The sequence below is a fragment of the Paenibacillus sp. N119s genome (genome assembly GCF_059447605.1).
This window is the reverse complement of the sequence record NZ_JCAJRU010000021.1, coordinates 1-12,021: the sequence shown is the minus strand read 5'-3', so window position 1 is coordinate 12,021 and position 12,021 is coordinate 1. Positions and strand designations below refer to the sequence as shown.

The window sequence follows — 12,021 nt, the reverse complement described above, 5'->3', positions numbered from 1 at the left end:
TACATGGAGCGGCGTTTTTTAAATTGAAGACAGATATCAATCTGGTGTTTTTTCAGTTAAAGGTTCCTGCGTTTTATCGTTCGACCAGCCGAGCACATCAATCAGCTTGAAGAACAGACTCAGAATAATCCCAATGATTGTAGCCAGTGCCATACCTTTCAGGGTAACAGCACCCCAAGTGAACGTAGTACCGCTGATTCCGACAACCAACACAATGGTAGCGAGCAGCATATTGGTTGGCTTAGCGAAATCAACCTTTTGCTCAACGAAGATTCTAAGACCAGAGGCAGCGATCACACCGAATAATAACAAGGATACGCCACCCATAACTGGGGACGGAATATTAGAAACAATCGCGGAGAACGTACCCGAGAAGGACAACAGGATGGCAATGATAGCCGCCCCCCCAATAACCCATACAGAGTACACTTTCGTTAATGCCATAACACCGATATTTTCACCATAAGTCGTATTAGGTGTAGAACCTACAAAGCCGGAAATGATGGTAGAAATCCCGTTACCCAGCAGAGAACGATGGAGACCAGGATCCTTGGACAGCTCGCGTCCGACGATGTTGCTAGTTACAAGCAGGTGACCAATATGCTCTACAATGACCACCAGAGCAACAGGAAGAATCGTCAGCATAGCCGAGGCATCAAAGGTTGGAGTAGTAATTGTGGGATGACCGAACAAAGGAGCGTCCGCAATGGCCTGTGTATTGACCATTCCCATAAAATAAGCAAGCACATAGCCTACCACGATACCGATCAAAATGTGAATAATTTTGGCGAACCCACGAAACAATACCGCTCCTAGAACCGTAACACCCAGTGTAACGAGGGAAAGGGTGATCGTTTTGGGATCAGGTGTCCAGGCTTTAGTCGGATCGGCATTGATAATGCCTGCCATGCCTGCTGCAACCGGTACAAGCTCCAGACCGATTAAAGCTACGATGGAGCCCATGACAGCCGGTGGAAAAACGATGTCCAGCCAACGTGTCCCAGCATATTTGATTATCAGGGCGACGAGGCAGAAAATAATACCTGTAGCAATGAAAGCACCCAAGGCCATTGCATAGCCACTGCTGCCAGGGTTACTTTTAAGCACAAGACTGACGGGAGCGATAAAAGCGAAGCTGGAGCCGAGATACGCAGGAATTTTGCCACGGCAAATCCATATGTACAACAATGTTCCAATACCGTTCATGAGCAAAATCATGCCGGGATCGACGCCGAAAATATTGGGCACCAGCACGGTGCTGCCAAACATGGCAAACAAATGCTGTACGCTGAGCAGGAACCCAGGCCCTGCTGGAAGCTTTTCATTAACTTGAATTTCGCGTTGCAACGCAGTTCACTCCTTAGTTCTTTCAATTATTCTTATATACATTAATTACTTTTCGTAATTTTTTCAATATAATTCGTTCCATTTCGCCAATAATCGTGATTTTACTTATCCATGTGTGACAAAATAATGCGACAGTGCCAAACCTGTAATAGTTGACGTGTGGCGTGCTAAGCGTCATAATTGTAGGAAATCACTTTTAAAAAGGGAACCTTTGCGCGACATTGATCGGCGGGTTCCATTTTGCATAGAAAGGACACGGAATAGAGCAGAATGGGGATAGAGCAATTACTTAAAAAGGCCGGGGCTTATACCAGAGAAGCAGATCTTATCCGCATCAGGGACGCCTATGATTTTGCCGAGCAGGCCCATTCCGGCCAGACTCGTAAGTCCGGTGAACCTTATATTCTGCATCCGCTTGCGGTTGCTGATATCGTCGTTAATATGCAGATGGATACCATCTCCATTATCGCCGCTCTTTTACATGACGTTGTGGAGGATACGACAGTGTCTTTAGCGCAGATTCGTGAGCATTTTGGCGATACATGTGCGATGCTTGTCGATGGTCTAACGAAGCTGGAGCGTATCCAGTTCCGATCCAAGGAAGAACAGCAGAACGAAAATTATCGAAAAATGTTTATTGCGATGGCGCAGGACATTCGTGTCATCGTCATTAAGTTGGCAGATCGTCTGCACAATATGCGTACCCTGAAATATCAATCGGAAGAAAGCCAGCGTCGAATTGCTTATGAAACGTTGGAGATTTTCTGTCCGGTTGCAAACCGATTGGGTATTTCAGCAATTAAATGGGAAATGGAAGATATTGCTTTGCGTTATCTGAATCCTCAGCAATATTATCGCATCGCTAATTTGATGCATAAGAAGCGGGCAGAGCGCGAGCAATTTATTGATAATGTCATACAGCGTATCAGAGAAAAGCTGGAAGAGATGGGCATTCAGGCTGATTTGTCCGGACGTCCTAAACATATTTACAGTGTTTTTAAAAAGATGACAACGAAAAACAAGCAATTCAATGAAATATATGATTTGCTGGCTATTCGAATTATTGTGGATAACATTAAAGACTGTTATGCCACATTGGGGATTATCCATACGTTGTGGAAACCGATGCCGGGGCGGTTTAAGGATTATATCGCCATGCCTAAGGCTAATATGTATCAGTCTCTCCATACGACCGTAGTGGGTCCCAATGGAGAGCCTACAGAAGTACAAATTCGTACAGTGGATATGCACCGCACCGCTGAATTCGGGATTGCCGCCCATTGGGCTTATAAAGAAAACAACGGGGCAAATAACACGAACTTTGAGGATAAGATCACCTTTTTCCGAGAAATTCTGGAGCTGCAAAACGAGGCGAAGGATGCGTCGGAATTTGTGGAATCACTCAAAATGGACTTTTTCTCAGACCTTGTGTTTGTTTTTACGCCTAAGGGAGAGGTTATTGAGTTGCCGGCTGGATCGGTTCCGCTGGACTTTGCTTTCCGTATCCATACCGAAGTTGGAAATCGGACAATTGGCTCTAAGGTAAATGGAAGAATTGTTCCTTTGGATTATCGTCTGAAAACTGGCGATATCGTGGAAATTATGACGTCCAAGCATTCATATGGACCTAGTCAGGACTGGCTTAAAATTGCTCAGTCCTCTCACGCGCGCAGTAAAATCAAGCAGTGGTTCAAGAAAGAAAAGCGCGAAGAGAATGTCGAAAAAGGTCGCGAAAGTATGGAGCGTGAGCTGAGAAAGCGTGATATTGAGCCATCGGTGTGGATGACCGAGGACAAACTTCAGGAAGTGGCGCAAAAGTTCTCTTTTAATGATTCTGAAGATATGCTATCAGCGATTGGCTTTGGTGGTATAACCGCAGCTCAGGTTTGTACACGCCTGACAGAGAAGTTGCGCAAGGAACAAGAAGAGGCACGACTGATCGAACTGACAACCGAGGTCAAGGAGTACAAACCGCAGGGTGAACGGAAAAAAGCACCGACCAATGGTGTCAGTGTTAGAGGCGTCGATAATTTGCTCGTTCGTTTTGCACGATGTTGTAACCCTGTACCGGGTGACGATATCATTGGCTATGTTACACGTGGGCGCGGGGTATCTGTTCACCGTAAGGATTGCCCGAATATTCCTTTGGGTACAGACGAAGATCAGGCGCGCGTGATTGAAGTTGAATGGGAAGAAGCAGCTGAGGTCAACTATAGTGTAGATATTGAGATTACAGGCCATGACCGCAACGGTTTGTTGAACGAGGTGCTTCAAGCCATTTCTGAGAACAAAACCAGCTTCTCGGCCGTGACAGGACGTACGGATAAAAATAAAATGGTAATGATTCACATTACAATTCTGATTCGTAACACGGATCATTTGCATTCCGTTGTCGAACGGATCAAACGGGTGAAGGATGTATACACCGTGCATCGGATTATGCAATAAACTTGTTCAATGTACTCGTAAGTTTGTATAGTTTTGTAGTAGAGCTTAGGTACAAGGCTCGCAGGGGCTGGAAGAAGCCGTATACGACTGTGAGCACCTTCTAAGGGGAAATAGTAAAGGAGCAGCGGAGAGGCGATGAGGATCATTATTCAGCGCTGTAAAGACGCTCAGGTAACGGTGAATCAAAAGGTGGTCGGCAAGATCGGAACCGGATTAATGCTGCTGGTTGGTATTGGTCAGGGAGATACGGCAGCCGATGCCGTTTATTTGGCGGATAAAACAGCGGGATTGCGTATATTTGAGGATGCGGAAGGCAAAATGAACGATAGCGTGCTGGACGTCGGTGGAGCTATTTTGTCAGTCTCTCAATTTACATTGTACGGTGACTGCCGTAAAGGGAGAAGACCCAACTTTATGGGAGCGGCCAAACCTGAGGAAGCCGAGAAGCTGTATGATTTCTTCAACAGCCAGCTTCGAGCCAAAGGCCTGGAGGTCGAGACAGGAATTTTTGGGGCTATGATGGATGTTTCACTGACCAACTGGGGCCCAGTGACGTTGATTTTGGATAGCGAACGTTCGTAGTTCAACATTGATTAGGTATGATCTGAGCACCTGAGCAGAAGAAAAGAATAAAATAACCGTTTAGAGGGAACCTAATGTCATCCCGGTTGGTGGCAAGCCATCTGGTAAGCTTTAAGGGTGACAGGAGAGACGAAGTGATGCGTCAGACCCCAAAAATGGACGGATTTCGAAGCTCGGTGCTGCTGTATCCTGGCAGTATACGGGAGGCAATCAGCCTTACTCGTAATGCTGATGCGTTATTACAGCATGTTGCTACAGCTGTGGACAAGCCAGGACGCGGTGCCCTGCCACGTAGGTAACAACAAGAATCAATTGTGGTAGACGTAGCCTTAAAGTCTTAACAACGTGTTGTCTTAAGCATTTATAAAGAGGTCGAAAATAAAATATGTGGCAGTAAATCAGAGGGGAGCCAAAAGGGCTCCTTTTTCTTGTTCACTGCTGAGAATTGTTATAAACACAGATCAAGCGGGTAATAACAAAGCGTGGTAAACAAACCTAACTTTAAGCTCGCTCTGAGGATAATCGGAAAGGAGATCTGAACGATAATGAGTAAAATTGCATTCTTGTTAGCTGACCAATTCGAGGATTCCGAAATGAAGGTCCCCTATGATGAACTGAAAAAGGCTGGACACGAGGCAGATATTATTGGGCTAAAACAAGGTGAAAAAGTGAACGGCAAACAAGGCAAAGTAAGCTACACCATTGAGAAATCCATTGCTGATGTGAAATCAAGTGACTACGATGCAGTGGTTATTCCTGGTGGATCATCTCCGGAAAATCTGCGTCTGGATGCGAATATCCTGAAATTTGTAACTGAAATGAACGAGTCCAAAAAAACGATTGGAGCTATCTGCCACGGACCGCAAATTTTGGCGAGCGCCGATTTGTTACAAGGCCGAACGATCACAGCTTACCCTCCATTAAAAGATGACTTGATTAATGCGGGTGCTCATTTTGAGGATCGAGAGGCGGTCGTGGACGGCAACTTTATTACCTCTCGGACGCCTAAGGATGAGCCAGCCTTTGTACGTGAGTTGTTAAAGGCATTGTAATTTGACCGTGAATGCTTCTGTAGATTTATGCCAGTACAATTCCCATACGAGGAGGATTTGAGATGGCTAAACAGATTCAGGCTTATTTCCGCACAGAAGATGAAGCTGAGGGTGCCAGAGCTTCGCTTCAAGCTTATAGAACTGAACATTTGGAAGTAGGTGCTCTGGATGAGGCACTCGGTCGCGAGACGAGGGTATTAATTCCGCTTATTCCCTATAACAATACTGGTTCTGTGAGCACAGGAGGGTCTGCTGATGCGGCAATCCCAGCCGCAGGGGCCTATGGGGAGAATATTCTACCAGGTGCGAAGGATGACGAGGTTAATTCTGGTGCTGCCCAAAGGGATCTCAATGAAGATCGGAGCGGAACAACAGATCATGACGGAGGTTTGCTTCGGGCAACAGATGTGTATATTAACGGTGATCATGATGAATTACGGTATGTATTGTCCGCCAAGGTGAATGAGGCCGATTATGAAGAGATCATCTATAAGCTTCGTTCCAATCGCGCCTATGTGGCGCAGCTAGATTAAAGACGAGCGAGTGGCACAAGATTGTCGATACCCGAGGAAATTGTCCACTAGCATGACTGTAATATAATTGTAATATTCGAAACATCATTCCTTAATATTCGTTGTTTATAATAACAGCATGACCCCCTTTTGATATATCTTTTTAAACCTGCGGACCGTTTCCGCAGGTTATTTTCTTTTTATAAGACTTATTTGTCTGATTCTAGGAGGAATCTCTTGACTTTGTCGAAGCAGTTCATTAAAATCATAAAATAATGAAAAATGATTTGATGACGGGACCAAGTACTCCGAACCCACAAGCGCAGAGAGGAATTTCCAGGCTGTAAAAATTCCCTTGATGAGCGGACGAATGACCTCCCCGAGAACAGGCGGCGAACAATGAGGAATTTCTGCTGAGCAATGCATAACATATGCCCAACAGCAGACTACCCTGCATAATAGCCGTACTGCGCGTTACGGGCGTTATACGTATGAGCGGAGTCAGCGCAATGCTGACGGACACGAAGTCATTCTTATGCGGGTGTCTGGGTAACTCCGGAATGTGGGTGGTACCACGGGTGATTTGTAAACGACAATCCCTCGTCCCTGTTGATGTTAACAGGGCGAGGGATTTTTTGTTTTATATTGAAATTGGAGTAAGTAGAAAAGCGCACAATAAGAACTACAACGACGGGGGGATACGTTAATGGCCTTTCAAAAACCGACGGGAACACAGGATTTGCTGCCAGGCAGTGTTGAAAAATGGCAAGTGGTCGAGGAAAAAGCCCGCGAAATTAGCCGCCGCTTTAATTATCGTGAGATCCGTACACCGATGTTTGAACAAACGAATTTGTTCATTCGGGGTGTGGGTGAAACGACCGATGTGGTGGAAAAGGAAATGTATACTTTTGAGGATAAAGGCAAACGGAGCATGACGCTGCGTCCGGAAGGAACGGCAGGGGTTGTCCGCTCTTATGTGGAGAACAAACTGTACGGTGAGCCGGATGTGACCAAGCTGTATTATATTGGTCCGATGTTCCGGTATGAGCGTCCACAGGCTGGGCGTCAGCGCCAGTTTCACCAATTTGGCATTGAAGCATTCGGGGCGATGGACCCGGCGCTGGATGCAGAAGTTATTGCTTTCGGGTACCAGTTCTGCCGTGAGCTGGGCTTGAAAGGTGTACAGGTAGAAATTAACTCTGTCGGTAATGCTGCCAGCCGTGCTGCTTATCGGCAGCATTTGGTGGATTTCCTGATGCCCATCAAGGATATGTTGACCAAGGAAAGCCAAGCACGCATCGAGCGTAATCCGCTGCGAGTGCTGGATAGCAAAGATGATCAGGACAAATTTGGCGGGGCACCTTCCATTCTGGATAGTTTGGATGAGGAATCCCGCACGCACTTTGAGAAAGTAAAGCAAAATTTAGATGCGATGGGCGTGGAATATACAGTGAATCCCCGCTTGGTACGGGGGCTGGATTATTATACGCTGACAGCATTCGAATTCAAAGCCGAAGGAATTGGGGCTATTGACACGATTGGTGGAGGAGGACGCTACAACGGATTGGTTGGAGATCTGGGCGGACCTGATCAGCCGGGGATTGGTTTTGGTATCGGGCTGGAGCGAATTCAGCTGATCTTGGAGCATCAGGGAGTCAACTTGAACGAAGCCAAGCCGCTAGATATCTATATGGTGGCGTTGGGTGAGGCAGCAGAAACGGAAGTAACCAAGCAACTGTTCAAGTTGCGGCAAGCTGGATTTTCCGCAGAGCGAGATTATCTGGGACGTAAAATGAAGGCGCAGATGAAATCGGCAGATCGCTTTAAAGCAAGATATACAGCGATTCTGGGTGACGATGAGCTCGTTAAAGGCGAAATTGCACTGAAAAACATGGAAACCGGTGAGCAGCGTACTGTTAAGCTGGATCAGCTGGTAGAAGAACTAGGTTAAATAACAGGATGTAACATCAGTCAGGGGGAGCTTCCCTCTGGCTGTCATATAGCATTAACTACTAAACATAAACAGGAGTGTGTATTATGAAAAGGAGTCATCAATGCGGCGCATTGACTCATGCGCATATCGGAGAAACAGTTACATTGAACGGTTGGGTACAGACCCGTCGTGATTTGGGGGGCGTACTTTTTATAGATCTGCGTGACCGTAGTGGAATCGTACAAATCGTGTTTAATCCAGCCTATTCCGGTGAAGCACTGCAAATTGCAGACCGTGTCCGCAGTGAATATGTGCTTGAGGTTACTGGCACCGTTGTCAAACGTGATGCAGAAACAATCAATACGAACCTGCCTACAGGTGAAATTGAAGTACGTGTTACTGAAATCGAAGTGTTGAATGCATCCAAAACACCTCCATTCTTCATTGAAGATGGCGTAGAAGTAGACGAGTCGCTGCGTTTGAAATACCGTTATCTGGACCTGCGTCGTCCGGAAATGCATCAGACATTGAAGTTGCGTTCCAAAGCAGCAAAAGTATTCCGCGACTTCCTCGACGGCGAAGATTTTATTGAAGTGGAAACACCGATTTTGACGAAGAGCTCCCCAGAGGGTGCACGTGACTATCTGGTTCCTAGCCGAGTGCATGAAGGCGAATTTTTTGCCTTGCCGCAATCGCCACAATTGTACAAGCAATTGCTGATGGTGGGCGGCCTGGAGCGCTACTACCAAGTTGCACGTTGTTTCCGTGATGAAGATTTGCGTGCTGACCGCCAGCCTGAATTTACGCAGATCGACATTGAGACTTCCTTCATGCAACAGGATGACTTGCTGCCTATGATGGAGCGTCTGATGGTGAAGTTGTTCAAAGAAACAATTGGGGTAGAACTGGAAACCCCATTCCAACGGATCACACATGCCGAGGCAATGGACAAGTATGGTTCTGACAAGCCTGACCTGCGTTTTGGTCTGGAGTTGATCAATGTCAATGATATCGTGGCAACCAGTGGGGTAAAAGTATTTGCTTCCGTAATTGAAAAGGGTGGCGAAGTTAAAGTCCTTAATGCCAAAGGATGCGGTACATGGAGCCGTAAGGACATTGATGACCTGGGTCCTTTTGCAGCACGTTATGGAGCCAAGGGCTTGGCTTGGATTCAAGTGAAAGAAGGCGAATTCAAGGGGCCTATCGTTAAATTCTTCACCCCAGAAGAAATCGAAGCACTGAAAGAGCGCACGGGAGCTGAAGAAGGCGACCTATTGCTGTTCTCTGCAGATAATAAAAAAGTAGTTGCCGATGTTTTGGGCGCGCTTCGTTTGAAAATTGGCCGTCATTTGGGGCTCATCGACGATAGCAAATTCAAATTTGCCTGGGTCGTAGACTTCCCGCTTCTGGGCTATGACGAAGAGCAAAAACGTTATGTAGCGGAGCACCATCCGTTCACTCGTCCGAAGGAAGAAGATCTGGCCCTCTTGGACACAGATCCAGGTCAAGTTCGTGCTCAGGCCTACGATATCGTGCTGAACGGCTACGAAGTGGGTGGCGGCTCGATGCGTATTTTCAAACGTGAAGTGCAGGAGAAAATGTTCAAAGCGCTCAACCTGCCGCCGGAAGAAGTGAAGGATAAATTCGGTTACCTGCTGGATGCTTTCGAATATGGTACGCCTCCACATGGCGGTATTGCCTTCGGATTTGACCGTCTGGTCATGCTGCTTGCAGGTCGTACAAATCTTCGTGAAACCATTGCATTCCCGAAAACAGCCAGCGCAACCGACCTGCTTATGGATGCACCAGCCGAAGTGGATCAAGCTCAGTTGGATCAGCTTCATATTCGTCTTGCTCCGAAGCCGGTTGCGCCTAAAGCGTAAAGCTTAAAACAAACGTTGGACTTGCAAGTGCCATTCTATTGGCATGTAAATAGATTATAAAATGCCGTGAACCCGTTACCCTTTATGGGTAATGGGTTCGTGGTTTGTACGCTGGAATTCAAGTATAGAGTTTAAACCAGTAAGGGAGGATTACCATATGCTGCATCAATTTTCACGCACGGAACTGGCCATCGGGACGGAAGGTCTGGAGGTTATGAAAAATAGCACGGTAGCTGTATTGGGTATCGGCGGTGTCGGCTCGATTGCAGTGGAAGCGCTGGCGCGGACAGGTGTTGGACGTATTATCTTGATTGATAAGGACGTCGTAGACATTACCAATATTAATCGCCAAATTCATGCGCTGACGACGACCGTAGGGCAAAAAAAGGCTGATCTGATGGTTGAGCGCGTGAAGCTGATTAATCCTGAATGTGAAGCGATTGCACTGAACATGTTTTATACAGAAGAAACATATGAGGAGCTATTCAAGTACGACCTGGATTATGTGCTGGATGCTTCGGATACGATTATTTACAAAATCCATTTGATTAAGGAATGCTTGAAACGGGGAATTCCGATGATTTCCAGCATGGGCGCTGCGAACAAAATGGACCCAAGTCGTTTTCAAGTTGCTGATATTTCCCAGACAAGAATGGACCCGATTGCCCGTGTCATCCGTACCAAGCTACGCAAGGAAGGGATTACCAAAGGCGTCAAGGTTGTATTCTCTGATGAGGAGCCCATGAAGCCGCGCGAAGACATTACCAAAAAAATTGTACCTGCCAACGCGCCTGAAATTCGGAAAGCAAAGCAGCCGCCTGCAAGCAATGCTTATGTACCTCCGGTAGTAGGCTTGATCATGGTGAGTGTGGCCGTGAAGGATTTGTTAGAGCGCGCTGGTGTGTAAGCTGGAAAAATAGCATGACAGTACACCCATAGATTACAGTAGTGTGTGTTCCCTTTAAGACCTGTAGTTCTGTGCATCACTTCACTTGGTGTCACAGTAGACTACAGCTCTTTTTGTTTTGAAAAAACGCAGCTTACTGCAACAGATTGAACAACTTGCTGGAGGTTTTGGTATGAAGGATGGACTATGGTCCAGAAGTCTCGGTTTTAAGCCTGAGCACTATTGGAAAAAGGAATTGGCCGCGGGTGCCATTTCTTATTTTTCTGTTGTATATATTGTGATGGTTAATGCAACTATTTTGGCGGATGCAGGGATTCCGCTGCAAGGAGCGATGCTAGGGACACTGCTCACGTCCATTATCGGCTGTCTGCTGATGGCTTTTGGCGGAAAGTCTCCCATGGTTGTTGTACCAGGGATGGGGATTAATGCCTTTTTTACGTACACGCTCGTACATTCCATGAAGCTGAGCTGGCAGGAAGCGTTGATGGTGGTTGCTGTCACAGGGATGATATTCGCCATTGTGGCATTTACATCATTGTACAAGCTAATAAGTCAGGCGATTCCCCACAATCTGCAGCATGGAATTACGGTCGGCATTGGTCTGTTTTTAACCTTCATAGGCTTGCAAAAAAGCGGGATTGTGATTGCACATCAAACCACTTTTGTGGCTATTGGTCATTTTAATGATCCCAAGGTGATTACAGCCTGTGTAACATTGTTGCTCGCGATTGTATTATTTGTGCGCAACGTTCAGGGAGGTTTGCTTATCAGTATCTTGGTAGGAACCGGGCTTGCATACATACTGGGAGCTGTAGAGCCAGTAAGCGCGGTGCGAACCTCTGAAACAGTACGTCAATACGGGCAATTGTTTGGGGAGCTTTCCTTTTCAGGCATCGTTTCGGTAGCCTTTTGGATCGCTGTTTTTTTGCTGTTATTAATTGTGTTGTTCGAGAATGTTGGAATGATTACTGCACAGACCAACATGATTGGAAGACCGGATACTTTTAAGAACAGTTTGCGTGTATTGGCTGTCACCAATATCTTTGCTGGTATTCTGGGCAGCAGTCCCGCAGTAGCCGCTGCGGAATCGACGGCTGGTATTGCCGCAGGGGGACGCTCGGGAATGACACCGCTGGTAACTGCAATTTTATTCGGTGCGACATTTTTCTTTATTCCACTGTTGGCTTATATTCCTGACAGTGCCATTGCGCCTGTATTAATCATTATCGGGGGCTTAATGGTACAAAATGTGCGAGAAATGGATTTCAGTGATTTTACCGAATCGTTTCCTGCGTTTTTGATCATGGTGATGATGCCCTTTACTTACAGTATTGTAGATGGAATGGCATTTGGTTTT

10 protein-coding genes are annotated in these 12,021 nt (G+C 46.4%); 9 read left to right on the top strand and 1 reads right to left on the bottom strand.

The window, feature by feature from the left end; genetic code table 11:
* Positions 1 to 36: 36 nt before the first annotated feature.
* A complete protein-coding gene (uraA, locus tag AC5V8P_RS04795) occupies positions 37 to 1,347 on the bottom strand; it encodes a uracil permease (protein ID WP_063212997.1) in 1,311 nt (436 codons plus the stop codon).
* A gap of 270 nt (positions 1,348 to 1,617) precedes the next feature.
* Here uraA and AC5V8P_RS04790 point away from each other — a divergent pair, with 270 nt between their 5' ends.
* The 9 genes from AC5V8P_RS04790 to AC5V8P_RS04750 form a co-directional block, all read left to right on the top strand.
* Complete coding sequence (locus AC5V8P_RS04790) at positions 1,618 to 3,795, top strand: RelA/SpoT family protein (RefSeq protein WP_063212998.1); 2,178 nt, start codon at positions 1,618 to 1,620, stop codon at positions 3,793 to 3,795.
* 135 nt (positions 3,796 to 3,930) lie between these two features.
* The gene (dtd, locus tag AC5V8P_RS04785; protein WP_063212999.1) at positions 3,931 to 4,377 is read left to right on the top strand and encodes a D-aminoacyl-tRNA deacylase; all 447 of its coding nucleotides are present in this window, start codon (positions 3,931 to 3,933) and stop codon (positions 4,375 to 4,377) included.
* 74 nt (positions 4,378 to 4,451) lie between these two features.
* Entirely contained in the window at positions 4,452 to 4,676 is a 225-nt protein-coding gene (locus AC5V8P_RS04780) for a hypothetical protein (RefSeq protein WP_142613299.1), read from the top strand.
* Positions 4,677 to 4,922: 246 nt separating this feature from the next.
* Positions 4,923 to 5,429 (top strand): type 1 glutamine amidotransferase domain-containing protein, encoded by a 507-nt coding sequence (locus tag AC5V8P_RS04775; protein ID WP_064796863.1) that lies wholly within the window; start codon positions 4,923 to 4,925, stop codon positions 5,427 to 5,429.
* Between the two features lie 62 nt (positions 5,430 to 5,491).
* The gene (locus AC5V8P_RS04770) at positions 5,492 to 5,962 is read left to right on the top strand and encodes a hypothetical protein (protein WP_064796862.1); all 471 of its coding nucleotides are present in this window, start codon (positions 5,492 to 5,494) and stop codon (positions 5,960 to 5,962) included.
* A gap of 685 nt (positions 5,963 to 6,647) precedes the next feature.
* The gene (gene hisS, locus AC5V8P_RS04765; RefSeq protein WP_064796861.1) at positions 6,648 to 7,892 is read left to right on the top strand and encodes a histidine--tRNA ligase; all 1,245 of its coding nucleotides are present in this window, start codon (positions 6,648 to 6,650) and stop codon (positions 7,890 to 7,892) included.
* A gap of 86 nt (positions 7,893 to 7,978) precedes the next feature.
* The gene (gene aspS, locus AC5V8P_RS04760; protein WP_064796860.1) at positions 7,979 to 9,757 is read left to right on the top strand and encodes an aspartate--tRNA ligase; all 1,779 of its coding nucleotides are present in this window, start codon (positions 7,979 to 7,981) and stop codon (positions 9,755 to 9,757) included.
* A 157-nt stretch (positions 9,758 to 9,914) separates the two neighbouring features.
* Positions 9,915 to 10,664, top strand: a complete 750-nt coding sequence (locus AC5V8P_RS04755; RefSeq protein ID WP_063213004.1) for a tRNA threonylcarbamoyladenosine dehydratase — start codon at positions 9,915 to 9,917, stop codon at positions 10,662 to 10,664.
* Positions 10,665 to 10,836: 172 nt separating this feature from the next.
* A partial coding sequence (locus AC5V8P_RS04750) for an NCS2 family permease (protein WP_495473566.1) occupies positions 10,837 to 12,021 on the top strand: 1,185 nt, incomplete at its 3' end.